This window comes from Maribellus maritimus (genome assembly GCF_022267315.1).
GTDB classification, from domain to species: domain Bacteria; phylum Bacteroidota; class Bacteroidia; order Bacteroidales; family Prolixibacteraceae; genus Draconibacterium; species Draconibacterium maritimum.
In genome coordinates, this window is sequence record NZ_JAIKLE010000005.1 from 224,846 (window position 1) to 249,993 (window position 25,148).

Consider the following 25,148-nt stretch of genomic DNA (forward strand, 5'->3'; position numbering starts at 1 on the left):
AATGGATTACAATTCAAAAAGAAAGAAACTTCCTTTACCAGAATATGGAAGAAACATACAAAACATGGTTGATCACGTCTCAACAATTGAAGACAGAGAAACCAGAAACCGTGCTGCAAAAACGGTTATCGACGTTATGGGAAATTTGTATCCTTATCTTAGAGACGTTGCTGAATTCAATCATAAATTATGGGATCATCTTGCGATAATGACTGATTTTAAACTTGACATCGATTATCCTTATGAACCGCCTTCTCCTGATATTTTGACAGAAAAACCCAACAAAGTTCCATATAACCAACACAGTATAAAATACAAACACTATGGTTTGGTTATGGAAAAAATGATACAAAAAATTTCCGAGTTTGAGGGTGAAGAAAAAGAAGTACTTACCAAACAACTGGCAAATCACATGAAAAAATCGTTTTTGGTATGGAATAAAGATGCTGTTGAAGACGACAAAATTCTTATGGACCTGAAAGAACTTTCGGGAGAAAAGCTGGAGATAAAAGAAGACATGCAACTCTCTGATATAAAATCGTTAATAGGAAAACCAAAAAAGAAAAAAAATATCGGTAAAAAAAGACATTAACAACCTGCAGAATGTCAACTTTTCAAATTGAAGGCGGTTACAAGCTTAATGGAACAATAGAACCACAGGGGGCAAAAAACGAAGCGCTACAGGTAATTTGTGCCACACTCCTTACAAATCAGGACGTCTATATCGAAAACATCCCGGAAATAAGAGATGTTTTAAAGCTGATTGAAATCCTCGGGAAATTGGGTGTCCAGACCGAACGAATAGAAAAAGGCAAATACCTTTTTAATGCGTCTGAAATAAATATTGATTTTCTGAAAACCAAAGAATATGCAGAATTGGCGGCCAGTTTGAGGGGTTCAATTATGATAATCGGCCCTTTGCTTGCACGCTTTGGGAGAGGATTTATTCCTCAACCGGGAGGAGACAAAATAGGCCGCAGAAGAGTTGACACACATTTTATCGGCTTTCAAAAGTTGGGTGCAAAATTCGAATTTGATGCTGACAACCACTGGTTCTCTATTTCTGCAAAAAAAATGAAAGGCACATACATGTTACTCGATGAAGCATCGGTAACAGGGACAGCCAATATTTTAATGGCTGCGGTTTTGGCAGATGGAACCACAACAATTTATAATGCCGCATGCGAGCCTTACCTTCAACAATTGTCAAAAATGCTGGTTTCCATGGGAGCAAAAATAACGGGCATTGGATCCAACCTGCTTACCATTAAAGGAACAACCGCGTTGAAAGGATGTTCCCATCGCATTTTACCGGACATGATTGAGGTGGGAAGTTTTATTGGATTGGCAGCCATGACGGCATCCGATATCACAATTAAAAATGTAGGATTGAAGCATTTGGGAATTATTCCGGCTTCCTTCCGCAGACTTGGAATAAATGTAGAACAGGAAAAGGATAACCTTGTTGTAAAAAACACCGAACATTACGAGATAGATTCTTATATTGACGGATCAATTATGACTATAGCCGATGCTCCCTGGCCGGGATTAACTCCCGACCTTTTGAGTGTTTTTCTTGTTGTTGCTACGCAGGCAAAAGGCAGTGTTCTTATCCATCAAAAAATGTTTGAAAGCCGTTTATTTTTTGTCGATAAATTGATCGACATGGGAGCTCAGATTATTCTGTGTGACCCCCATCGTGCTACCGTTATTGGCCTGGACAGAAAACACACTCTGCGGGCTACCAACATGACCTCACCCGACATTCGTGCAGGGATTGCCTTGCTTATTGCAGCTTTGTCTGCAAAAGGGGAAAGTTCCATCCATAACATTGAGCAAATCGACCGGGGATACGAAAACATTGATGCTCGTCTAAATTCTCTGGGAGCTAAAATCACCAGGCTATAAGTATCGAAATATTTATATGTATTCATTATTTATAAACTTTCAAAGTATAATTTTCGTTACATATTAAATCGAAATTTATATTTTTGAAAAAATTTGAACACAAAAGGAGTTTATTATGAAGAAATTGGTGTTATTCATTTTTGCTGTTGTTTTGGGAACAGGGATATCTTTGGCACAAGAGCCCAAAATTGGTATTAATATTGGGAATAAAGCACCTGAATTAATAGGAAAATCAGTGGACGGTTCAACGATGAAGCTTTCCGACACACAAGGGAAACTTGTTCTTCTCGACTTTTGGGCGGCCTGGTGTGGTCCATGCAGGAGAGAAAACCCGACAGTTGTTAGTGCCTATCAGAAATTTAAAGATAAAAAATTTGAAAACGGTGACGGATTTACTGTTTTTAGTGTCTCGCTGGACAGAACAGACGCTGCGTGGAAAAAAGCTATTGCCGACGACAAATTGGTATGGCCTTATCACATAAGTGATTTGCAATACTGGCAGTCAAAACATGCTGCCGTTTATGGAGTAAGAAGTATTCCAACAAATTTTCTGATTAACGAAGACGGTGTTATCGTAGCTCGAAACCTGCGTGGACCAGCTCTGGAATCAGCACTTGAGAAATATGTAAAATAAAAAGACATTTTAACACACCTCCATTTTAAAAATATTTCAAATCATTCAAATTGGCACTCTTTGATTAAAAGGAGTGTCAATTTGTCTTTTATATTTGCATGGCAAATTTTTTGATCAAAAAGGTAGCAAATTAAAAATCAGCAAAATGGCAGAAGAAGTCAAAAAAGAACAAGAAATGAATGCTCCGGAAGAGGTGCAGGACAAAAATACAACAGAAACGACAGAAGAAGAGAAGAACGAAAAAGAAGAGGCGAAGGAAAATAAAAAGAAGAAATCGAAAAAGGATAAAAAAGATGCTCAAATCGAAGAGTTAGCTGTTAAACTTGATGAGATTTCAGACAAACACCTGCGCCTTCAGGCTGAGTTTGATAACTTCCGACGTCGTACGATAAAAGAAAAAGCAGACCTGATAAAGTCTGGAGGAGAATCTGTTTTGGTAAGTATCCTGCCGGTGGTCGATGATTTTGAAAGAGCTCTTGATTCGCTCAAAAATATCGCCGACGACGATGCAGGCAAGCAGGGAACTTTAATTATATACAACAAGTTTAAAGAATTCCTGAAACAAAATAACGTAAAAGAAATCGAAGCCCATCATCAGGCGTTTGATGTTGATTTGCATGAAGCTATCACAAAAATTCCAGCTCCTGAAGAAAAACTTAAAGGGAAAGTAGTTGATGTGGTTCAAAAAGGCTATTTATTGAATGACAAGGTAATCCGGTTTGCCAAGGTAGTAATCGGAGAATAAAAATTACACAAGAGAAATGGCGAAAAGAGATTATTACGAAGTATTAGAGGTTGGGAAGAATGCTACACCGGAAGAAATAAAAAAGGCCTATCGGAAAAAGGCAATTCAGTATCACCCTGATAAGAATCCGGGAAACACCGAAGCGGAAGAAAAATTTAAAGAGGCTGCCGAGGCCTATGAAGTATTAAGCAATCCGGAAAAAAAACAGCGTTACGACCAGTTCGGCCATGCCGGAATGAGTGGATCTGCCGGAGGTGGATTTGGCGGCGGATTTTCCGATATCGAAGACATCTTTTCGGCTTTTGGTGATATTTTTGGTGGTCACTTCGGTGGTTTTGGCGGTTTTGGTGGAAGCAGCCGGAGCCGAGGAGGCAGAAGAGTAAGCCGGGGCTCTGACCTAAGGGTAAAAGTAAAACTTAACCTTAGTGAAGTTGTAAACGGTGTTGATAAAAAAATAAAGGTAAAAAAATATATCGCCTGTGAACATTGTAGTGGGACAGGTGCAAAAGATGGCTCATCCTACTCAACCTGCGGAACTTGTCGAGGAACAGGTCAGGTAACCAGAATAACCAATACTTTACTTGGCCAGATGCAAACAACTTCCACGTGTCCTACATGTCAGGGTGATGGGAAAATGATTACAGACCAGTGTAACCATTGTGCCGGTGAAGGAGTGATTCGCGACGAAGAAGTAATCAATATTAAAATTCCGGCCGGAGTTGGTGAAGGTATGCAACTTAATGTTACCGGAAAAGGAAATGCAGGAAGACGAGGAGGTATAAATGGAGACCTCCTGGTTGTAATTACAGAAGAAGAACATCCTGATCTGGTCCGTGACGGGAACAATCTTATTTACAACTTATTTGTTTCATTCCCCGAAATAACACTGGGTACAACGGCTGAAATCCCTACTGTTGAAGGGAAGGTAAAAGTAAAAATTGAGGCCGGCACCCAACCTGAAAAAATACTACGGTTAAGGGGCAAAGGAATTCCTGAGGTAAACGGCTACGGGAAAGGAGATCTTCTTGTCCGGGTTCATGTTTGGATCCCTAAAAAATTAAATGCCGAAGAAAAAAGAATGCTTGAAAAACTTCAAAATTCTCCTGGTTTTCAGGAAGGGCCTTCCTCCTCGGAAAAAACTTTTTTTGAAAAAATGAGGGATATGTTTGAATAAAACACCGCAAAATGAGGTAAATATTTTCAAGATTTTATCCGATTGTTGCTTTAATTCATTATTTTTAAAGTATTAACAATCCAATAAACTACAGATGATGAAAAAGATATTTATCTCGTTTTTTTTTGTGGTAATTACATTTTGTAGCTTTTCACAAAACGATTCAAAACAAATTTTGGGAAAATGGAGTTATTCCGTTGATGCCGGAGGAACAATATTGACAGGTGTTTTTCATTTTTATGAAAAAGATGGTCAGTTAGCGGGAGAAATATTGTCGGATGACGGGTATACAATACCATTCACAAAACTGGAGCAAAAAGAGGCAAATCAATTTTATTTTGAAGCCAAAACCGATTATGATTTGTATAAAATCACGTTAAATTTTGAAGGGGAAAAAATTTCAGGATCAGGCTCATCATACGAGGGAGATGCCCCCATTACAGGAAAAAGGAAGGAATAGTTTAGCTTCTATCATAATATTCAAAACATCTGTATCCTTTATTCAAAATCTTTATATTTTTTGCGGGTATATCTGGCGCAACATCATCTGAGCACATTTATTTGTGTTAAAACATTTCTGTGAATAATTTTAATATACAATATCAATTTCTCGAAAAGGAGCTGCAGGAAGAAATTCTAAATGTAGGTATCCAAAAAACTTTCCAGCCCAACGAAGTTCTTATTCGTGAAGGACAGTTCATCACAAGTTTCCCGCTGGTTTTAAAAGGATTAATAAGAATAACCCGGAACAACGACGACGGAAACGAGTTGCTCTTGTATTATTTAAAAGATAATGAAGTTTGTGCCATGTCACTGACTTGCTGTATGGCAAACTCAACCAGCAACGTACAAGCGATTACAGAAGAAGAAACTGAAGTTATTATGCTTCCCGTTTCGTTGTTGGATAGTTGGATGTGTAAATACCCGTCATGGAAACAATTTGTTATGCAAACATTTCAAAACCGCTTCAGGACGATGATTGACACAGTTGATACACTTGCTTTTTTGAAACTGGATGAAAGATTGGTTAAATTTTTTGTAGACAGGAAGGAAAAATCGGGTTTAAAAACGTTTAACGGAACACATCAGGATTTGGCGCTTCAGCTAAACACTTCACGGGAAGTCATTTCCAGGTTGTTAAAAAAACTGGAAAAAGGAGGTAAAATTCAACTTTCAAGAAATTTTATTGATTTTTCCGGACTTTTGTGACTTTTATTACAGTCCATTTTTTGAAGTCTTATTTTATTTGCAGCAGACAATTCAGAGTTAATAGTTCATAACTATTACTTCAAAATTTTTTGGGTTATAAAATCGGTTAGTAGTTGAAGGTTGTTAAGCCAGATTCAGTGGAATCTGGCTTTTTCGTTTAGCTATTTTCATCAATGCTTTACCAGGCTGCCTGAGTCTCCATCTAAAATCATTATAAATTAGTTAATGTTAATTTCATTTTAAAAACTTAACCCCGTTTTAACTTCGGGATTTTCAATAATTTGATGATATTTGTCACAATTCAGTTACAGAGTTAGACAACCTTTTAAATAATTAGCCAAATGTTTAAAATACAAACGTTAAATAAAATAGATCCGGAAGGACTAAAACTTTTCCCTCTTAGTAATTACGAAATAGCAAGTGAAATACCGAATGCTGACGCCGTTATATTAAGAAGTTTCAAAATGCATGATATGGAACTACCGTCATCTTTAAAAGCAGTAGCGCGGGCAGGTGCGGGTGTAAATAATATTCCAATTGAAAAGTGTACAGAAAAAGGAGTTGTTGTTTTTAATACTCCCGGGGCAAATGCAAACGGTGTAAAAGAACTGGTGATTGCTGGTATGCTACTTGCCTCACGCGATATTGTTGAGTCGGTTACCTGGGCAAAAACACTAATTGGCAAAGGCGATGAGGTACCGGCATTAATAGAACAGGGTAAAAAGAATTTTGCAGGACAGGAAATAAAAGGAAAAACCCTGGCAGTAATTGGATTGGGAGCCATTGGCGTGTTGGTTGCAAATGCTGCATCTGCACTCCGTATGAATGTAGTAGGCTACGATCCTTACATGTCAGTGAAACATGCGTTAAAATTAAGCCGCGAAGTTACCTGGATGGAAGGAGTTCAACCTTTGCTGGCACAAGCCGATTATGTAACCATCAATATTCCATTGACTCCGGAAACCAAAGGCTACATCAACAAAGAAAAATTCAGGATGATGAAGGACGGAGTCCGTATCTTAAACTTCGCCCGTGGAGGCCTGGTTGATACAGAAAGTCTGAGAGAAGCCATTGCATCAGGGAAAGTAGCGCGTTATATCACCGATTTTCCTGACGAAGAAATGCTAAAAATGGACAACGTTATTTCAATTCCTCACCTTGGAGCTTCAACAAAAGAATCTGAAACAAATTGTGCAATTATGGCGGTGGAACAGGTTCAGGATTTTCTTGAAAACGGAAACATTAAAAATTCAGTTAATTTCCCCGAGGCAGCAATGGAGCGCAACGGAGGAAGCAGAATTTTAATTGCCAACAAAAATATTCCCAATATGGTCAGCCAAATCTCAAGTGTTTTAGCTGCTGAAGGCATCAACATTGATAACATGTTAAACAAAAAAAGAGACGATATTGCATATAATATCATCGATGTTGCACAGAAAAATATTGATGAATCAGTAAGAACCAAACTCAAGAATATAGAAGGAGTTTTTATGGTTCGAATTATTCAAGATTAAGAAATTCTGAAATTAAAAGAGGGATCCAAGAGAGTTCCTCTTTTTTTTTAAATTTGCACTTTCCTGAACTTCCGTGAAATTTAGAACTAAAATTACAATCATGACAAAAAGTATCAAGACAAAAGCAGCCGACAATATTCGCATCTTAGCTGCAGCAATGGTAGAAAAGGCTAAATCAGGACATCCTGGAGGAGCTATGGGTGGAGCCGATTTTATCAACATTTTATATTCTGAATTTTTAAATTACGATCCTTCAGATATGACGTGGGCTAACCGCGATCGATTTTTCCTTGATCCAGGTCATATGTCACCCATGTTATATGCAGCTTTATCGTTGGCAGGATTTTACAGCATGGAAGACCTGGAAAACTTTCGCCAGTGGGGAAGTGTAACACCTGGTCACCCCGAAGTCGACGTAGAAAGAGGCGTGGAAAACACATCAGGCCCGTTGGGTCAGGGACATACAATGGCAGTAGGTGCTGCCATTACAGAACGGTTCCTGGCAGAACGTTTTGGGGAATGGTTGAGTCATAAAACCTACGCTTATATTTCTGACGGTGGAGTCCAGGAAGAGGTTTCGCAGGGTGCCGGACGAATTGCAGGACATTTAGGGCTAAGCAACCTCATTATGTTCTACGACTCAAACGACATCCAGCTTTCTACTGAAACAAATGTCGTTTCACTTGAAGATACAGCAAAAAAATATGAAGCATGGGGCTGGAGCGTTTCTATTATTGATGGAAATAATGAAGGTCAAATCAGAGAAGCGCTTACAAAAGCAAATGCAGAAACAGAAAAACCTTCGCTGATTATTGGGAAAACTATTATGGGAAAAGGCGCGCTGACCGACTCTGGCAGTAGTTATGAAAAACAGGTGGAAACCCATGGTATGCCATTATCAAATGCTGGCGCTTCCTTTGAAAAAACAATCAGCAATTTAGGTGGAGATCCTGAAAATCCTTTTGCAATTTTTGATGAAGTAAAAGAATTCTACGAAAATAGAAAAGCGGAATTAAAAGAGGCTGCTGCCGCCCAAAAAGCAAAACAGGCTGAATGGGAGAAAGCCAACCCGGAAATGGCAGAAAAGTTAAACGGTTTCTTTTCCGGAGAAGCTTCAAAATTCGACTTCGCTGCAATTGAACAAAAAGCAAATACAGCAACACGCGGAGCTTCCGGAACAGCACTGGCTTCTTTTGCCGGTAAAATAGAAAATATGATCGTGGCTTCAGCTGACCTTTCCAACTCTGACAAAACAGACGGATTTCTAAAAAAAACCACGCCGTTTAAAAAAGGCGATTTTAGTGGTTCCTTTCTGCAAGTCGGAGTAAGTGAATTAACCATGGCATGTATTGCAAATGGAATGGCTTTACACGGTGGTGTAATTCCGGTTTGCGGAACATTCTTTGTTTTCTCTGATTACATGAAGCCAGCAGTTCGATTGGCAGCATTGATGGAATTGCCTGTAAAATATGTTTGGACTCATGACGCATTCCGCGTGGGTGAAGACGGGCCAACGCACCAGCCAGTTGAACAGGAAGCGCAGATTCGCTTGCTGGAAAAACTCAAAAACCACAGCGGTGAAAACAGCATGCTTGTTCTTCGTCCGGCTGATGCCAATGAAACAACAGTAGCCTGGAAAATGGCTATTGAGAATACAAGTACACCAACTGCCCTGATTCTGTCCCGTCAGAATATCAACGACCTTCCGGTTGAAGGAAATGCGTACGAATCGGCTCTGCAAGCTGAAAAAGGCGCTTATATTGTTTTAAAACCGGAAACTAAACCTGATGTGGTTTTGGTTGCCAGCGGTTCAGAAGTAGCAACTTTGGTTGATGGGGCTAAGCTTCTCTCTGATAAAGACGGGCTAAAAGTTCAGGTGGTTTCCGCTCCCTCTGAAGGCTTATTCAGAAATCAGGCCGCAGACTACCAGGAAAGTGTACTTCCAACCGGAGTGCCTCGCTTTGGAATGACAGCGGGCTTACCTGTAACCTTAGCCGGGCTGGTTGGAGAAAATGGTAAAACCTGGGGGCTGGATTCCTTTGGTTTCTCTGCGCCTTACAAAGTACTTGATGAAAAACTCGGGTTCAATGAAGAAAATGTATACAACCAGGTAAAAGAATTACTTGCTTAAACCTTCTTTTAAAATATTTCAAAAATGCTCTGTAACTTTTGCAGGGCATTTTTTATATACTGCTTTTGCTCCGCCCCTAATGCATCAAATACAGTTATTTCATCAAAGAAAAAAGAGCTGATACTCAAGCTTTATTTTAACTCCCCTTATTTTTTGGATTTTCATTACATTAGCGAAAACAAAAGCCTGAAAAAAAAGGACACACAGAATAAATAAATGAACGATGAAATTTCTTACCCTTTCCATATTAATGATTCTCTCCGGCACGTTCTTAACAGCACAGCAACTTGATTCAACGGCTCTGATTATTATCGATATCCAGGATTTTTATTTCTCGGGAGGAGCATCAGAGTTGGTGGAACCCGAAAAGGCTGCCGACCAGGCTGCTGTCCTTCTTGACCATTTTCGAAAAAAAAACGGTTTGGTAATTCACATAAAACATCTTTTTGAACCGGGTGGTGATATCAATAAACGTGTAAAACCGGTCGATGGAGAAAAAATCTTCTCAAAAAAAGAAGTTAATGCGTTTTTAAATACGGGACTAAACGACTATCTCAAGGCAAACCATATTAAAAATGTAGTTTTGTGTGGCATGCAAACCCATATGTGTTTAGAAGCAGGAACCCGGGCGGCACACGATTATGGTTATGCCTGTACCGTAATAGAAGATGCCTGTGCTACACGGGATCTCACATTTGAAGATGTTACCGTAGAAGCGAAGGATGTTCACTTCTCTACTTTGACCACGTTAAGGAATTATGCGAAGATTATAAAATTGGAAGATTATTTGAAATAACCTCTTTTCCCGAATTTATTTATAATCTGCCCCGGTCAGACTTTTTAATACTGATTCCTGCCAGTTTCTCAACTCTTTTTGCATTTGCTCTACAATTTCAGGAAATTCAGAAGCAAGATTTATTGTTTCGCCCCGGTCTTTTTGGAGATCGTACAATTCAAAACCTGCATCACCGGGTGAGCCACCATCAGCAACCAGTTTAAAACGATCGTTTACCACTGTACGTTCGCCACCATAATCGGCCTCGGAAATAACGTCATATTTCAGATTTCTAAAAGTTCGCGTATATTTTCCGTTCATCATTTTCACCAGCGGCGTTGTTCCTTCCTGCAATTCGGGGTCAATATATGGTTCAGCTTCATCGTCAAACACTTTTCCGGATTCAAATTGCCAGAAAAAAATGGGTTCTCCACGCAGCTTTTCCGGCTCATTAAAAAACGAAACAAGACTTATGCCATCAAGAGGCCGGTCAGGAAGCAATTGCCCTGTAAGTTCCGCCAATGTTGGTAAAAAATCGCTGGTTACAGCCGAACTTTGAACAATTCCGTGTTTTTTTACTCCCTGCGGCCACTCCAACACACCGGGAACAAGAACACCTCCCTCGTATAACGAACCTTTCTGAGCACGGACTGTCATTCCGGTTCTGCCTGCACTTTGAGGAGTTCCGTTGTCACCACAATACCATACCAAAGTATTATCTTTCAATTTGTTTTCCTTCAGAAATTCCCTCAATGTTCCAATAGATCGGTCCATTGCTGTTATTTCGGCATAACGTTCTTTTAACACATCGCGAAGCGAACGTTCAACCCTTTCACCTGTTTTGTTGGAAGTAAGTTGAACAGTTAATCGATCTAAACTGTCGGGTAGATTTTCATAAAGAGCAATATCTTCTGGCAAACCACTGTATGGTTCATGCGGAGAACCAAACCATACCACAATAAAAAAAGGCTGTTTATTTTGATGACTATTTTTAATAAAGCGGATGGCTTCTTCAACAACTATTGCTGAACTTTCGCCCTCAATTTTCTCCGGTTTTCCTCCATTACGGGATAAAACCGGATCGATTTCAAAAAAATTATCGTGCGAGAGCCATTCATCAAATCCCATGGCCCCCGGACTCGTTGGCGAATCCTTTTTCACAGGTCCCAGATGCCATTTGCCATAATGGGCGCAAGCATAACCGGCATCACTTAATAGCTGAGCAATACTTATCTCTTCCGGACGAATAGACCAGTTGGGAGAAAAAGTTCCGTAACGATTAGGGTGTCTTCCGGTCATAAAACTTCCCCGTGTTGGTGAGCAACTGGGGTGGGCAGAGTAAAACCGGTCAAAACGCAGTCCACTGGCCGCCATTTCATCTAAAACCGGCGTTTTTACAAAAGGGTGACCGTTGTATCCAACCTCATCCCAACCATGATCATCTCCCATCAACAAAATGATATTGGGACCTTTGTCCAGCTCTGCGTACCCACTACTTTCTTTCTTGGTATTTGAACAGGCGCCAATGGCCAACAATACTACAATGACTAATGCAAAAAAAAATATTTTCATAACAAGAGAACAAAATCGGTTTTTAGTTACTGCCAAAGTATTTGGATTAAACAGATATTAAATTCAGCATAAGCCAATGTGCTCATTTTAAATAATCAGCAAAAAAGCAGTTAACATTTCAAACTATTTTCGTGCTTCAAATGTTCCTGCTTTTTTCTTCTGTAATTGAATTTCCTATTTCACAACCTGAAGCCAGGCTTCTGCCATAAGTTGTGCACCAGGCATTGCCGGGTGAACACCGTCGCCTGTCCAGTAGGTTTCGGGAGCATATTTTATTGCCTCGTCAAAAACATTTTGGAAAGGCACCCAAAATGCATCAAACTCTTTCGCTATTCTTTTTGCTGCAGCCTGATACTGTTTCATAGGCTCGACCCAGGTTTCATCAACTGACTTTGTATTCAAAACATAGAATGGCTCGCAGATCACGAGCCTGACTCCAGGCAAATTCTCTTTCGTACGTTTTAGCAGAGCACGATAATCGTTTTCATAGATTTCAATTGTACCGTCGTAACGCCCGTTTCGTTTGTGCCAGTAATCATTAACGCCAATCAGAATACTAAGGACATCGGGTTTTAGGTCAAGGCAATCTTTTTCCCAGCGGTCGGCCAATTGATAAACCTTGTTTCCACTTATCCCGCGGTTATATATTGTAAGTTGTTCTTCGGGTAAAGCATTTAACAAAGCTGAAGCAGCCAAAAAAGCATACCCATGCCCAAAAGAGCCGGGGTTATTTGGCAATTCTTTTTCCTTTTCCCGCCCCGCATCGGTAATTGAATCGCCCTGAAACAGAACGGTATTTCCTTTTCCAAACAATGAATATTTTTGTTTTGAGGTACTACCTTTTGCAGGCACTGCATTTGCTACAATCGACGGAATACTCGCCAACGCTGCGGTTCCGGCAGCGGTTCTGGTTATAAAATTTCTTCTTGAAAGGTTCATTGGTAATATTTTAATGAATTGAAAGCCTAAAATTATAAAGTTTTCCCTGCAAAAAGAACAAATAAAAAGAAAGGTTGGTTTTTACTTTGTTTTATACTGTTACTCATAAACTATCGAACAGTCGAAATGCTGCGCAACTAATTATTGTACATTTACATCTTTATGTAAACAGAATTATGAAAGCCGTAAAGTTAATACTTGGAACGATTGTTATCGGACTGTCATTTATTTGCTGTGAAAAAGAAACCGATAGCTTTTCTGAAATTTGCGAACGGTCAGTTATTATTAGTGAAGACCAGTATATTTCCGCTCCAAACCACCAGCTAACAATACTCAGTACGGAATTAAATAACCACTGTTTAAAAATAAGTTTTGCTTCAAGCGGATGCAGCGGAAGTTCATGGGAAGTGAAGTTAGTTGATTCCGGAGTTATTCTATATTCGAATCCACCTCAAAGAAATCTAAGATTGTCATTAAAAAATCAGGAACTATGTGATGCTTATATCGGGAAAGAAATAACATTCGATGTCAGAGCTCTGCAAATTAATGAAAACAAAGTCTTGCTAAATTTAACAAACTCAGGAGATCAGATTTTATACGAATATTAAATCAAACAAACCATTCAGAAAAGAAATCTGTATATAAATACAAATAAGAAAAAAGGTATCTAAATAACCATCGTCATTGCATATAAAGATGGTTAAACAGATAAGCAGGTGATTAAATCACAATTAACAATGAAAGACAATCATGGCAAATTCTCCGGCAAGAATCATTGACAGAAACAACAACCATTTAGCAACTCACCGGGAATCAATCGTGCTTTGTAACCGAACTCTGCCATAATCGGATAGCGATAGGTGTTAAAAATACATTTATTGAGAAAATTTCAACTCCAGTCCATGGAACTTTAGCAATATATTGTTTAATTTGAACTTCTAAAATACTTAATCATCCTTTCTTCAAAGTTCAAAAACAACTAAAAAGAATTTAATTATGAAAATGTGTAAACTGTTCGTTGGAATGATAATCAGCTTTTTTGTATTGGCCACAAATTCGGCATTTGCCCAAGGTGGAGATCAGATTTTAGACGGGATTGGAGAAACGGGATTAATTTCCCGCTATACCTTCGAAGGGAATGCAAAAGATTGGTCCCGTAATAATTTACACGGCAGCATTCATGGCTCCGGTTTTAAATTTAATGATGATGAGATGCTTGGCAAAGTACTTTCTTTACCGGGAAATGGTGAAGTATTTATTTCAATTCCGGGCGAGTCGGTAACAGGAGAGGAGTCATTGAGTATCACCGGATGGATTTACCTGCGTTCAGCAAAAAGCGGGCAGTTATTTTTCGATTTTGGAAAAAACGACCAGGCGCATTTTTTTGCTGCTCCCACAGGAACAGCAGACAATGAAGGTTTTCAAACCCAAATCATCGCTAACGCTAAAAGATATGCTGTAAATTCATCGGCAATTGAAGTTAATCGTTGGAATCATTTAGCCATTGTTTTTAATGCTCCATCCAAAACTTTGAGTACTTATATAAATGGAGAGCTGGCTGGTGAGTCAAAAGATGTTGAGGTCGAGCTGGAAAAACTATTCGATAACGATTCAGGTAAAAATAATAAACTTTACATTGGTAAATCGCTGGTGGCATCTGACAATACGTCTTTAAATGCCAAACTTTACGATTTCCGGATTTACAGAATTCCTTTAAGTGAGGGACAAATCTCCGGGATTCGTTTTAATCCTTTCAGGGATAGAGAAGGAGTTGCCAGAAGAAGAGAAAGACCAGACCCTGATCTTCCTACATTTCCCGAAACAACCCCCCAGTTGTATAATGCATATTTAACAAATGTCCCCGATATTCAGGTAGAAACGGTAGTGGGATATCTTCCCAATCTGCCTCGTTATGTAAAGGGAGAGTACAGTAATAAAACTGAAGGACCAGATGTCAGAGTACTTTGGCCTGCACCAGAAAACAACAATCAGGTACTTACCGCCGGCACCTACACCATAACAGGAAAAGTTGCCGGAACAAATATAAATCCCAAGGCAATAATCACGGTAAAAGAAACAAAGGCACCTGCTACCCCGAATCGTAAACTGGAAGCTTTTAACCTGGATCAGGTTGTATTAAACACCGATCCTCATCACCACGAAACAAAATTTATAGAGAACCGGGATAAATTTTTAAACGGTCTTGCTGAAACAAATCCGGACAATTTCCTTTATATGTTTCGCAATGCCTTTGGACAAGAACAGCCTGCCGGAGCAAATCCATTAGGCGGATGGGATAGCCAGGAGACAAAATTACGTGGTCATGCCACAGGCCATTATCTTAGTGCCATCGCTCAGGCTTATGCAAGTACCGGTTATGATGCCTCGCTCCAGGCTAATTTCGCCAACAAAATGGAATATATGGTGAATACGCTATATGAATTGTCGCAAATGTCGGGGCAGCCCAAAGCAACAGGAGGAGAAAGCGTGTCAGACCCATTGGCAGTGCCGCCCGGCCCGGGTAAATCTGGCTTTGATTCAAATCTGAGTACAGAAAAAATCAGAACTGATTACTGGAATTGGGGTAAAGGTTTTATTAGTGCCTATCCGCCAGACCAGTTTATTATGTTGGAAAATGGGGCAAGCTATGGAACCGATAGTACTAAAATTTGGGCGCCCTATTATACGCTGCATAAAATCCTAGCCGGCTTAATGGATATTTATGAAGTTGGTGGCAATGAAAAAGCTTTGGAAATCGTAAAGGGTATGGGTGACTGGGTCTATACCCGCCTGAGTCAGGTGCCAACCCAAACACTTATAAGCATGTGGAACAGATACATTGCCGGAGAATTTGGAGGAATGAACGAAGCAATGGCAAGACTATACCGGCTGACCAACGAACCTCGTTACCTGAAAGCGGCGCAATTATTTGACAATATCAGGGTGTTTTTTGGTGACGCCGAACACTCTCACGGACTGGCTAAAAATGTGGACATGTTCCGTGGGTTACATGCCAACCAGCACATCCCGCAAATTATGGGGGCGCTTGAAATCTATCGCGATTCTGATTCACCGGAGTATTATCATATAGCCGATAATTTCTGGAATATGGCTACAAACGATTATATGTACAGTATTGGAGGAGTTGCAGGGGCACGTAATCCTTCTAATGCGGAATGTTTCACCGGTCAACCCGCAACACTCTACGAAAATGGCTTTTCTGCCGGAGGCCAGAATGAAACCTGTGCTACTTATAATATGCTCAAATTAACCCGTAACCTTTTTCTCTTTGATCAGAGAGCCGAGTTAATGGACTACTATGAACGTGGACTTTACAACCATATTCTTGCCTCTGTAGCTGAGGACAGCCCGGCAAATACCTACCATGTGCCACTAAGGCCAGGTTCTGTAAAACGATTTGGGAACGCTGACATGGACGGCTTCTCCTGCTGCAACGGCACTGCCCTTGAGAGTAGTACAAAACTTCAGAACTCAATTTATTTCAAAAGTGCAGATGACCAGGCTTTATATGTAAATCTTTACGTACCTTCAACATTAAACTGGACGAAAAAAAATATAACTGTAACACAAACAACTGCTTTTCCAAAAGAAGACCACACCCAATTAATCATTAATGGTAGCGGCAATTTTGATCTTAATGTTCGTGTGCCGCACTGGGCAACAAAAGGATTTTTTGTGAAAATAAACGGGAAAGATGAAAAAAATGAAGCAACTCCGGGAAGCTATCTTACATTAAGCCGTAAATGGAAAGACGGAGATACAGTTGAGTTGAGTATGCCATTTGAGTTTCATTTGGAACCCGTCATGGACCAGCAAAATATTGCCAGTCTATTTTACGGACCGATTTTACTTGCCGCACAGGAAGATGAGCCAAGAAAAGAATGGCGGAAAATAACACTGGATGCAAAAGACATAGGTAAATCGATATCAGGCGATGCAGAGCAACTGCAATTTACCATCGACGGTGTTGTTTTTAAACCTTTTTATGAAACATATGGTCGGCATTCGGTTTATCTGGATGTTACTTTAAAATAGCAAAACATAATGAAAACCATCGACATCAAAAACTGGAACAGAAAAGAACATTTTCTGTTCTTTAGTCGGATGGATTATCCTCAATATAACATTTGTATGGATATTGATGTAACCAACTTTCTGGCTTTTATAAAAGCCAGAAGGTTATCCTTTTATTATTCAATGATTTATGTTACATCAACTGCTTTGAACAGGATAAAAAACTTCAGATACCGGATAAGAGACGGTAAAGTTGTTTTGCACGATCAGATACATCCTTCATTCACCGATATGGATGAAGATAAAAACGCCGAGTTGTTTAAATTCGTCACACTCGATTTGCAGGGTGATATTGAAACATTTGAAAAAAAAGCAAAAGAGGCGAACAAAAACCAAACGGAGTATTTTGAATTTGAAAAACTGGCCGGCCGGGATGATTTAATCTTTATTACCTGTATCCCGTGGATTTCCTTTACACATATTTCGCATACAATTTCCTTAAACAAAAACGATTCTGTCCCAAGAATTTCCTGGGGAAAATATTTTAAACGCGACGGAAAAGTTTGGTTGCCATTTTCTGTTCAGGTAAACCACGCTCTTGTTGACGGCTTGCATATCGGAAAATATATTGATGAATTGCAGCAATATATAGACAACTTAAAATAGTGTTTTGCGGAATATAAAACAAACTTAAGCGGTGAACCTTGGTCAAACAAATTTGTATCTTGCAAGAATGACCGACAATTTCATCGAATATCTGAAAAACTACATTCCTCTTGATAAAGAAGATATTTCAAAATTGTATACTTTTTCTGAAAAAAAAGTGTATGAAAAAAATGAAATGATTTTTTGTGAAGGTAAGATTTCTCACGACATATATTTTGTAGTAAAAGGCTGTGTACGGCTTTTTTATAATGTGCACGGGAAAGACCGTACAGCGTTTTTCTATACCGAAGGCCAGTTTATTTGCGCAGGCGAAAGCTACACCTTTCAGGTTCCTGCAAAAGAAAACTTTCAGGCCATTGAAGAGACTACGCTTATGATATTTAGTCGAAAAAATACAGATAAACTACTGGAAATTTCCCCGAAATTTGAGTTAATTGCACGGATAGCAACCGAAAATGAGTTGATAAGCTGTCAAAAAATTATTGCATCTTTTGTTACTCAATCTGCTGAAGAAAGATACAAGGAACTGCTAAACAACAACGGGAAGCTGTTTCAAAGGGTTCCCCAGCAGTATATCGCGTCGTTTCTGGGTGTATCTCCTGAAACGCTCAGCAGAATAAAAAAAAGAGTGCTGGGCTAATTCTTGACGAAGGTCAAGAAGATCTGTAAAAGACTAAATTACCTTTGTTAAAAAAACAATGAAAACAGAAAAAGTATTGATAGCCGGTGCAACGGGGTATTTGGGAAGACACATTACCAAACAAATAGTACACTCGGAATACGATTCCCGGCTGATAGTTCGCGACCTGAAAAAATCAGGATTTGATTTATCTGTTTATGATGTAGTTGAAGCAGAAGTAACAAAACCGGAAACCTTCAAAAACATTTTTAACGGTGTCGATTATGTTATCAGCACCGTAGGCATAACACGGCAGAAGGACGGGTTGACATATATGGATGTAGATTACCAGGCCAACGTAAATTTAATTGACGCTGCCAGGGCCGGCGGGGTCAAAAAATTCATTTATGTTTCTGTGCTTAACGGGCAGAAACTTCGCCACCTGAAAATTGGCGAAGCAAAAGAAAAACTGGTTGATTACCTGAAAAATTCAGGGATGGATTATTCAGTTATTCGCCCCAATGGTTTCTTTTCTGACATGGCTGATTTTTTAAAAATGGCAAAAAGCGGAAAAGTTTATCTTTTTGGCGACGGGAAGTTAAAACTCAATCCGATTCATGGCGACGACCTGGCAGAAGTTTGTATTAATGCCCTCCGCTCAACAGAAAAAGAAATTAATGTTGGAGGCCCTGATATCCTAAGCCAGAATGAAATTGCAGAACTTGCTCTGAAAGCCTGTTCAAAACCAGTAAAAATAGTACATTTGCCCGACTGGATAAGAAAAGTTACACTTTGGACAGTGAGAACATTTACGTCATCAAAAACATATGGCCCCATCGAATTTTTTCTTTCAACAATGGTTATGGAAATGGTGGCTCCCCGATACGGAACTAAAAAACTGGAAGATTTTTTTACTAAAAAAGTGAAAGATCAATAACCTTTAACCGAAGAACTTCCATTAGTACGACTACAATATCTTTTTATGTGAATTTTGGCTCCCGGCTTTCTCCTGAAAAAAAACAAACAAACTGAGTGATGAAAATTTCAACTGAAATAATTTCAGACAAAAAAGTTTTAAATTACCGGCGAGTCGGTTTATTTTATTATCTTACTAGAAACAAACAAAAGGATTGTATTATGAAATTAGGAGCGTTTTCTGTGAGTCTGAATGTGAAAGACATCAAAGTTTCAAAACAATTTTATGAAAACCTGGGATTCTCCGTTTTTGCAGGAGATGTAACACAAAATTACCTCATTATGAAAAATGAAAATTCATTGATTGGCTTATTCCAGGGAATGTTTGAAAATAATATCCTGACGTTCAATCCCGGCTGGGACGAGAATGCCAACACGCTCAAAAATTTTGACGATGTGCGTAACATTCAGAAAGATTTAAAAAGTAAAGGTATTAAACTGGAACGTGAAGCCGATAAAAACACCAGTGGTCCGGAAAATATCGTTTTATTTGATCCGGATGGTAATGCGATTCTGATTGACCAACATGTGTAAAACAAAAACGCCTCCGAAAAACCGGAAGCGCTCTGTTCTTTTATGTGGTGAAGTCTAATTTTCTACGAGTAATTTGTCAGCCATGGCGTTAGCCAGTTTTACCAATTCTGCTTTTTTATCGGTCTTTAATGCCCCCATTTCTTCAATTGGGTCATACACCATTTCCCATTTTATTTTTTCTGCAAATAATTTTAGATTTTTTACACCTCCGCCATTCCAGGAATAGTTTCCAAAAACTCCAAGGTAGTGGTCTTTGGGTGCCATATGTTCGATGGTAGAAAGCAAAATTTCAACATTCGGGAACAGTGAATTATTGTAAGCCGGGCTTCCGACAATAAATCCTTTATATTTGAAAATGTCGTTAATTATATATGAAGAGTGGGTTTTTGAGGCATCGTAAACCCGAATGTTTTTGATACCGCGAACTGCCAGCTGACGTGCAATTACTTCTGCCATCCGCTGGGTATTTCCATACATCGAGCCATAAACGATAACCACGCCGCAATCCAAATCATACGAGCTCCATTTGTTATAACGTGTAAGCACCCAATCCAAATCACTTCGCCAAACAGGCCCGTGTGTAGCGGCAATCATTTTTATATCAAGCGGAGCCAATTTTTTTATGGCGCGCTGGGTATGCGGACAATATTTCCCAACAATATTGGTGAAATAACGCATAACTTCCACTTCATAGAAATCGAGGTTTATCTCATCATCAAAAATACCACCATCCAGTGTTCCATAGCTACCAAACGCATCACCCGAGAATACAATTTTGGAAGTTTCCTCGTATGTAACCATGGTTTCGGGCCAATGAACCATTGGAATCATTTGGAATTGCAACTTGTGTTTTCCCAAATCAATTTTATAATCATCATACACTTCCACCACATTTTTAGGTGTCAGGTAAAAACTTTCTACAAAACCAAACGTCTTTTTATTTCCTACTAATTTAATATCCGGATACTTCTGAATAATACTTTTTAATGCACCCGAGTGGTCGGGTTCCATGTGGTTTATGATTAAATAATCAATGGCGCGATCTCCGATAATTTCTTCAATTTCATCCAAATACTCATCAATAAACGAGCGCTCAACCGTATCGACAAGTGCAATTTTTTCGTCAACAATTAAATAGGAGTTATATGAAATTCCATGCGGAATAGGCCAAATATTTTCAAAAAGATGGGTACGACGATCGTTAAACCCCAAAAAATAAATGTCTTCCGTAAGATTTACCTGTTGCATAATTCTGATGGTTTAAATTCAACTGTTTTGGCGCGAATTTAATCATTTTGAACCGAAAGCAATACATTCGCAAAAACCAGAAAGAGAATTAAAAACTATTAGATAATACAAAATCAGAAGCGGTTCGGAGCGATTTATAAAAATATCGTATTTTTGAAACGCAGATTTTGTAAAAACAACAAGGATGACCATTGACCAGAAAAACAAAATTATGATGTTCCCAAAAATAGGGAAGTTTATTATCATCTTTTTTTCTATCGCATTTATTGTTGCCGGGGTACGTGCGTATCAACTCTACAGATATGTTTTTGAAGAAAACATAAAAAATGAATATGTGCTGATTAGTCCTGAAAATGCGACCTACGGGCAAGTTACCGATAGCCTTATTACCAACGATATACTTATAAGTGTGAAAGCGTTTAAATGGGTGGCAAAAAAGAAAAATTACCCTATGACAATTAAGCCGGGCCGCTACCTTTTTGAAAAAGGGATGAACAGCAATGAGATTGTAAATATGCTTCGCGGGGGATTACAGAAACCTGTTGACGTAACTTTTAACAATGTACACTTTAAGGAAGATTTGGCTGGAAAAGTAAGCAAGTATATCCAGGCGGATTCTCTTTCAATTCTGAATCTTTTTTATGATGCCGAAAAGATTAAGGAATACGGGTTTTCACCTGAAACTTTCCGGGCCATGTTTATTCCGAATACCTATGAGTTTTACTGGACCACTTCGGCAGACGAATTTGCCGACCGGATGAAACAGGAGTACGAGCGTTTTTGGAATGAAGAACGCCGGGCAAAAGCAGCAGAAATAAATCTGACTCCGGTGGAAGTAATAACACTTGCTTCCATTGTTCAATCCGAAACATCAAAAAAAGAAGAGTTACCGGTTATTGCCGGATTGTATATCAACCGCTTAAAACGCGGTCAGCTTTTGCAGGCCGATCCGACTGTAAAATACGCCGTTGGCGATTTTTCGCTAAAAAGAATACTAAACAGACACCTTGAAATTGAATCGCCTTACAATACTTATAAATATGTGGGCTTACCACCGGGCCCTATTAATTTTCCTGAAACCGCTACAATTGATGCTGTTTTAAATTACGAAAAACACAACTATATATACATGTGTGCCAAACCCGATTTTTCCGGATATCATAATTTTTCGGCCACACTGGCACAACATAACCGGAACGCTGCTGCTTACAGGGCGTTTTTAAATGCCAATAAAATTTATCAGTAAAAATATCTTTCCCTTTGGAAGCGGGAATTAATTTGCGCGAATTTTCAATTTGAAACAAAAAGTATATTAAATGCAGTTAACTTCTCTTTCAAGTTCGACTCCAAACTTATTAAAAACCGATTGTTTAATTTTTTCAGAAAGTTCATAAATCTGTTTCCCGGTAGCCTTCCCGTAATTTACCAAAACCAGGGCCTGCTTTTCATGCACACCAACATCTCCGTCACGAAAACCTTTCCAACCAGCCTTTTCAACCAGCCAACCGGCAGCTATTTTCACCTTACCATCTCCAGACCGGTATACCGGAATCTCGCCAAACTCTTTCTCAATGTTTTCAGCCTTTTCCACTTCAACAAGCGGATTTTTAAAGAAACTTCCTGCACTCCCCAATTCTTTCACATCGGGTAATTTTGACGAACGAATTTCGTCTACTGCCTTTTTAATGTTTTCCAGACTGATTGCCCCTTTCTCGGAAACTCGTGCTTCCAGGTTACTGTAGTCAAGCCTGAATTCAGGAAACTTATCCAGTTTAAATACTACCGAGGTAATGATAAACCGGTTTTTTAGCCCTTGCTTAAAAATACTGTTACGATAAGAAAAACGGCATTCCTGGTTAGAATATTCAACTGTCTCGTTTTTTTCCAGATCGTATCCTTTTACTTTTTCGATAACTTCAGAGACTTCCTGCCCGTAGGCGCCAATATTTTGAACAGGAGCGGCCCCAACTGTTCCGGGAATAAGCGACAGATTTTCAACACCTCCCAACTGAGCATCGACACAATATTTTACAAACTCATCCCAAATTTCACCGGCACCAACCTCCATCCAAATATTTTGCCGGTCTTCGTTAATTGCATATACTCCGGGAATATTCGGGTGAATAACCAACCCGTCAAAATCTTCCAGAAATAAAATATTGCTCCCCTCTCCTATTACCAGTATTTTTTCTTCTTTCCAGCTTTCGTTGGATTGCAGGAAAACGGATAAATCAGCAATTTCTGTAAATTCAAAAAAATACTTTGCTTTTGCTTCTATGTTAAACGTGTTAAATGGCTGGAGAGAGTAATTTTCGAAAAACCGGATCATTGACTTTTTTTTTGTAAAGATAATTTTAATTGTTAAAATCCTCTGCTGAGCGTCCTATTTCTAGCGGTGATGAAACCATTATCGTAAAAAAAACTACAGTCATTCAACCGGCAATACCGATTCGCTTCAAAAGTGCCGCACATTGCCACTTTGCGCCATATATTTTTTTCTATCGGTATTACAAGCATTGTAATTTTTTTAATTTGCTACGCAGCAGTAAATAATACAGACGGTATAAGAAAACAAAATTTATTTTATTACACATAAGTTCCTTTTGCTTCCATAAAAAAGAATTCTTTTGTATTTTCACCGGGTATCCTAACATTCTAATTTCATTTCAATTTTATGTATTTTAATCATAAAAGAATATGCTTGTTCTCAATTACACTGATAGCTATTCTTTTGCCTGTTAAATCATTCTCCAAAGAAAAAAAAGAGTTAAAACGGGAACTTCCGGAAACGATTTCAAAAATACAATTTTACAAGGAGCCCACGAATTTGTCAGTTGATTCAGTTCATCGTCTGCATGAAAGTTTATTTAGAAAATTTACAAGTTATACCCTCCCAAAGAACAGGTTTTCTGGTTTAGAATTGAGATTGATAATCAACAAGCCACTGCCGGTGAATATTTTATTCAAAAAACTGTACTATTTTTGCCTTTGCTAATCCATTTTTCCTTTACCATAAATACATCTTAAACTGCAACTAATATCTGTAAACAATTGAGCACGGCGGATTAAAACAGAAGACGGTTAACAAAAAAGGTTATGAAACAGAAACAAGCTACAGCCGCACTTGGAACAGAAAATGTGTGGCGTTTATTGCTGCAATATGCTATTCCATCGGTTATTGCTATGACGGCAACCTCTCTTTACAATATTACCGACAGTATTTTTATTGGTCAGGGTGTTGGAGCATTGGCAATCTCCGGTTTGGCCATTACCTTTCCGTTGATGAATCTGGGAGCTGCTTTTGGTTCACTGGTAGGAGTTGGAGCGTCAACATTAATGTCCTTGCGCCTCGGCCAGAAAGATTACGACAGTGCAAACAGGATTTTAGGAAATGTGTTTGTACTGAATCTTATTCTTGGAATTGTTTACTCTATTATTGTATTAACTTTTCTCGATCCGATCTTATATTTTTTTGGAGCCAGCGAAAACACTCTTCCCTATGCACACGACTATATGATAATTATTTCGTTGGGTAACCTGGTTACACATTTATATCTGGGATTAAACGCCTTACTCCGGGCCACCGGCGAACCTAAAAAAGCAATGTTCACAACTATTTCCTCGGTAATCATCAACGCCATTTTGACTCCTGTTTTTATTTACGGGCTAAAACTGGGAATCAAGGGGGCGGCAATTGCAACTGTACTTTCGCAAACTTCTATGCTAATTTGGCAAATCAGGATATTCAGCAACAAAAAACATGTTGTTTATTTGCAAAAAGGCACATTCAGATTGAAACGTAAAATTGTACTTGACTCACTGGCAATTGGCGCTTCTCCTTTTGCCATGAACGTAGCATCCTCGGTAATTGTAATTATTATTAACCAAAGTCTTACGCGACACGGTGGCGATTTGGCTGTAGGCGCCTTTGGTATAATTAACCGGTTAATGTTTCTGTTCGCCATGGTAGTTATGGGATTAAACCAGGGGATGCAGCCAATTGCAGGGTATAACTATGGTGCCCGCCAAAACGACAGGGTAAACCTGGTATTGAAATATACAATTATACTTGCAACCGGAGTTATGACAATGGGATTCCTTGTCGGACAATTCTTCCCACGTGCAGTGGCTTCCATTTTCACAAAAGACGAGCAATTAATTAGCCTGGCCATTACCGGACTAACTCTCGTATTTATTACATTTCCGATAGACGGGTTTCAAATGGTAACTTCCAATTTTTTTCAAAGTATTGGAAAAGCAGGAAAAGCAATCTACCTGTCGCTTACCCGGCAGGTTCTTTTTTTACTTCCCTGTTTACTTATTTTCCCAGGTATTTGGGGAGTAAAGGGAGTGTGGTTGAGTCTTCCGGCATCTGATATCTTATCAAGTTTAAATGCCGGCTATTTACTGTACAGAGAATACAAAAAAAACAAAAATTAGATTGAAATTTTATTGCTAAAAAATACAGAC

Annotated in this window: 22 protein-coding genes; 18 read left to right on the top strand and 4 right to left on the bottom strand. The window is 39.0% G+C overall.

All coding sequences use genetic code 11. From position 1 onward, the window contains the following. The first annotated feature begins 1 nt into the window (after position 1). The 10 genes from K5G00_RS06925 to K5G00_RS06970 all read left to right on the top strand — a co-directional run bounded on the left by K5G00_RS06925 (position 2) and on the right by K5G00_RS06970 (position 10,111). Entirely contained in the window at positions 2 to 592 is a 591-nt protein-coding gene (locus K5G00_RS06925; protein ID WP_238765406.1) for a DUF4290 domain-containing protein, read from the top strand. 11 nt (positions 593 to 603) lie between these two features. Then, complete coding sequence (gene murA, locus K5G00_RS06930) at positions 604 to 1,908, top strand: UDP-N-acetylglucosamine 1-carboxyvinyltransferase (RefSeq protein WP_238765407.1); 1,305 nt, start codon at positions 604 to 606, stop codon at positions 1,906 to 1,908. 115 nt (positions 1,909 to 2,023) lie between these two features. Beyond that, positions 2,024 to 2,542, top strand: a complete 519-nt coding sequence (locus K5G00_RS06935; protein WP_238765408.1) for a peroxiredoxin family protein — start codon at positions 2,024 to 2,026, stop codon at positions 2,540 to 2,542. 145 nt (positions 2,543 to 2,687) lie between these two features. Continuing rightward, the gene (locus tag K5G00_RS06940; protein WP_238765409.1) at positions 2,688 to 3,287 is read left to right on the top strand and encodes a nucleotide exchange factor GrpE; all 600 of its coding nucleotides are present in this window, start codon (positions 2,688 to 2,690) and stop codon (positions 3,285 to 3,287) included. Between the two features lie 16 nt (positions 3,288 to 3,303). Further along, positions 3,304 to 4,461, top strand: coding sequence for a molecular chaperone DnaJ (gene dnaJ / locus K5G00_RS06945; protein WP_238765410.1), 1,158 nt, complete (start codon positions 3,304 to 3,306; stop codon positions 4,459 to 4,461). A 94-nt stretch (positions 4,462 to 4,555) separates the two neighbouring features. After that, positions 4,556 to 4,921, top strand: coding sequence for a DUF2147 domain-containing protein (locus K5G00_RS06950; protein ID WP_238765411.1), 366 nt, complete (start codon positions 4,556 to 4,558; stop codon positions 4,919 to 4,921). Between the two features lie 119 nt (positions 4,922 to 5,040). Next, on the top strand, positions 5,041 to 5,670 hold the full coding sequence (locus K5G00_RS06955; RefSeq protein WP_238765412.1) for a Crp/Fnr family transcriptional regulator: 630 nt from the start codon (positions 5,041 to 5,043) through the stop codon (positions 5,668 to 5,670). A gap of 341 nt (positions 5,671 to 6,011) precedes the next feature. Then, the gene (locus tag K5G00_RS06960; protein WP_238765413.1) at positions 6,012 to 7,184 is read left to right on the top strand and encodes a phosphoglycerate dehydrogenase; all 1,173 of its coding nucleotides are present in this window, start codon (positions 6,012 to 6,014) and stop codon (positions 7,182 to 7,184) included. 100 nt (positions 7,185 to 7,284) lie between these two features. After that, on the top strand, positions 7,285 to 9,315 hold the full coding sequence (locus tag K5G00_RS06965; protein ID WP_238765414.1) for a transketolase family protein: 2,031 nt from the start codon (positions 7,285 to 7,287) through the stop codon (positions 9,313 to 9,315). 223 nt (positions 9,316 to 9,538) lie between these two features. Continuing rightward, entirely contained in the window at positions 9,539 to 10,111 is a 573-nt protein-coding gene (locus tag K5G00_RS06970) for a cysteine hydrolase family protein (RefSeq protein WP_238765415.1), read from the top strand. 15 nt (positions 10,112 to 10,126) lie between these two features. Here the strand turns inward: K5G00_RS06970 and K5G00_RS06975 are convergent, their stop codons facing one another. Both K5G00_RS06975 and K5G00_RS06980 read right to left on the bottom strand, forming a co-directional pair. After that, on the bottom strand, positions 10,127 to 11,662 hold the full coding sequence (locus K5G00_RS06975; protein ID WP_238765416.1) for a sulfatase family protein: 1,536 nt from the start codon (positions 11,660 to 11,662) through the stop codon (positions 10,127 to 10,129). Positions 11,663 to 11,836: 174 nt separating this feature from the next. Continuing rightward, entirely contained in the window at positions 11,837 to 12,601 is a 765-nt protein-coding gene (locus K5G00_RS06980; protein ID WP_238765417.1) for an SGNH/GDSL hydrolase family protein, read from the bottom strand. Between the two features lie 176 nt (positions 12,602 to 12,777). On the opposite strand from K5G00_RS06980, the gene K5G00_RS06985 reads away from it, so the two are divergent. From K5G00_RS06985 to K5G00_RS07010, 6 genes are all read left to right on the top strand, one after another. Continuing rightward, a complete protein-coding gene (locus tag K5G00_RS06985) occupies positions 12,778 to 13,209 on the top strand; it encodes a hypothetical protein (RefSeq protein ID WP_238765418.1) in 432 nt (143 codons plus the stop codon). 388 nt (positions 13,210 to 13,597) lie between these two features. Then, complete coding sequence (locus K5G00_RS06990) at positions 13,598 to 16,657, top strand: beta-L-arabinofuranosidase domain-containing protein (RefSeq protein ID WP_238765419.1); 3,060 nt, start codon at positions 13,598 to 13,600, stop codon at positions 16,655 to 16,657. Between the two features lie 9 nt (positions 16,658 to 16,666). Further along, positions 16,667 to 17,302, top strand: a complete 636-nt coding sequence (locus tag K5G00_RS06995) for a chloramphenicol acetyltransferase (RefSeq protein ID WP_238765420.1) — start codon at positions 16,667 to 16,669, stop codon at positions 17,300 to 17,302. Positions 17,303 to 17,369: 67 nt separating this feature from the next. Then, on the top strand, positions 17,370 to 17,942 hold the full coding sequence (locus K5G00_RS07000) for a Crp/Fnr family transcriptional regulator (protein WP_238765421.1): 573 nt from the start codon (positions 17,370 to 17,372) through the stop codon (positions 17,940 to 17,942). 58 nt (positions 17,943 to 18,000) lie between these two features. Then, on the top strand, positions 18,001 to 18,858 hold the full coding sequence (locus tag K5G00_RS07005) for an SDR family oxidoreductase (RefSeq protein ID WP_238765422.1): 858 nt from the start codon (positions 18,001 to 18,003) through the stop codon (positions 18,856 to 18,858). Between the two features lie 200 nt (positions 18,859 to 19,058). Next, positions 19,059 to 19,430: a VOC family protein gene (locus K5G00_RS07010; RefSeq protein ID WP_238765423.1), complete on the top strand. Its 372-nt coding sequence runs from the start codon at positions 19,059 to 19,061 to the stop codon at positions 19,428 to 19,430. Positions 19,431 to 19,484: 54 nt separating this feature from the next. On the opposite strand, the gene K5G00_RS07015 is transcribed toward K5G00_RS07010, so the two are convergent. Next, entirely contained in the window at positions 19,485 to 20,678 is a 1,194-nt protein-coding gene (locus tag K5G00_RS07015; RefSeq protein WP_238765424.1) for an FprA family A-type flavoprotein, read from the bottom strand. Positions 20,679 to 20,862: 184 nt separating this feature from the next. Between K5G00_RS07015 and mltG the strand changes: the two genes are divergently transcribed. Beyond that, on the top strand, positions 20,863 to 21,924 hold the full coding sequence (gene mltG / locus K5G00_RS07020) for an endolytic transglycosylase MltG (protein ID WP_238765425.1): 1,062 nt from the start codon (positions 20,863 to 20,865) through the stop codon (positions 21,922 to 21,924). 66 nt (positions 21,925 to 21,990) lie between these two features. Here the strand turns inward: mltG and murB are convergent, their stop codons facing one another. Further along, on the bottom strand, positions 21,991 to 23,007 hold the full coding sequence (murB, locus tag K5G00_RS07025; RefSeq protein ID WP_238765426.1) for a UDP-N-acetylmuramate dehydrogenase: 1,017 nt from the start codon (positions 23,005 to 23,007) through the stop codon (positions 21,991 to 21,993). A 767-nt stretch (positions 23,008 to 23,774) separates the two neighbouring features. Here murB and K5G00_RS07030 point away from each other — a divergent pair. After that, the gene (locus K5G00_RS07030) at positions 23,775 to 25,118 is read left to right on the top strand and encodes an MATE family efflux transporter (RefSeq protein WP_238765427.1); all 1,344 of its coding nucleotides are present in this window, start codon (positions 23,775 to 23,777) and stop codon (positions 25,116 to 25,118) included. Positions 25,119 to 25,148: the final 30 nt, after the last annotated feature.

Excerpts from the sequence above, each read along its gene's own strand:
- K5G00_RS07010 (WP_238765423.1), top strand. The coding sequence starts at position 19,059 with ATGAAATTAGGAGCGTTTTCTGTGAGTCTGAATGTGAAAGACATCAAA.
- K5G00_RS06950 (WP_238765411.1), top strand. The coding sequence starts at position 4,556 with ATGATGAAAAAGATATTTATCTCGTTTTTTTTTGTGGTAATTACATTT.
- K5G00_RS06990 (WP_238765419.1), top strand. The coding sequence starts at position 13,598 with ATGAAAATGTGTAAACTGTTCGTTGGAATGATAATCAGCTTTTTTGTA.
- K5G00_RS06975 (WP_238765416.1), bottom strand. The coding sequence starts at position 11,662 with ATGAAAATATTTTTTTTTGCATTAGTCATTGTAGTATTGTTGGCCATT.
- K5G00_RS06995 (WP_238765420.1), top strand. The coding sequence starts at position 16,667 with ATGAAAACCATCGACATCAAAAACTGGAACAGAAAAGAACATTTTCTG.
- K5G00_RS06985 (WP_238765418.1), top strand. The coding sequence starts at position 12,778 with ATGAAAGCCGTAAAGTTAATACTTGGAACGATTGTTATCGGACTGTCA.
- K5G00_RS06940 (WP_238765409.1), top strand. The coding sequence starts at position 2,688 with ATGGCAGAAGAAGTCAAAAAAGAACAAGAAATGAATGCTCCGGAAGAG.
- K5G00_RS07005 (WP_238765422.1), top strand. The coding sequence starts at position 18,001 with ATGAAAACAGAAAAAGTATTGATAGCCGGTGCAACGGGGTATTTGGGA.
- K5G00_RS07030 (WP_238765427.1), top strand. The coding sequence starts at position 23,775 with ATGAAACAGAAACAAGCTACAGCCGCACTTGGAACAGAAAATGTGTGG.
- K5G00_RS06925 (WP_238765406.1), top strand. The coding sequence starts at position 2 with ATGGATTACAATTCAAAAAGAAAGAAACTTCCTTTACCAGAATATGGA.
- K5G00_RS06965 (WP_238765414.1), top strand. The coding sequence starts at position 7,285 with ATGACAAAAAGTATCAAGACAAAAGCAGCCGACAATATTCGCATCTTA.
- murA (WP_238765407.1), top strand. The coding sequence starts at position 604 with ATGTCAACTTTTCAAATTGAAGGCGGTTACAAGCTTAATGGAACAATA.
- K5G00_RS06960 (WP_238765413.1), top strand. The coding sequence starts at position 6,012 with ATGTTTAAAATACAAACGTTAAATAAAATAGATCCGGAAGGACTAAAA.
- K5G00_RS07000 (WP_238765421.1), top strand. The coding sequence starts at position 17,370 with ATGACCGACAATTTCATCGAATATCTGAAAAACTACATTCCTCTTGAT.
- dnaJ (WP_238765410.1), top strand. The coding sequence starts at position 3,304 with ATGGCGAAAAGAGATTATTACGAAGTATTAGAGGTTGGGAAGAATGCT.
- murB (WP_238765426.1), bottom strand. The coding sequence starts at position 23,007 with ATGATCCGGTTTTTCGAAAATTACTCTCTCCAGCCATTTAACACGTTT.
- mltG (WP_238765425.1), top strand. The coding sequence starts at position 20,863 with ATGACCATTGACCAGAAAAACAAAATTATGATGTTCCCAAAAATAGGG.
- K5G00_RS06935 (WP_238765408.1), top strand. The coding sequence starts at position 2,024 with ATGAAGAAATTGGTGTTATTCATTTTTGCTGTTGTTTTGGGAACAGGG.
- K5G00_RS07015 (WP_238765424.1), bottom strand. The coding sequence starts at position 20,678 with ATGCAACAGGTAAATCTTACGGAAGACATTTATTTTTTGGGGTTTAAC.
- K5G00_RS06970 (WP_238765415.1), top strand. The coding sequence starts at position 9,539 with ATGAAATTTCTTACCCTTTCCATATTAATGATTCTCTCCGGCACGTTC.
- K5G00_RS06980 (WP_238765417.1), bottom strand. The coding sequence starts at position 12,601 with ATGAACCTTTCAAGAAGAAATTTTATAACCAGAACCGCTGCCGGAACC.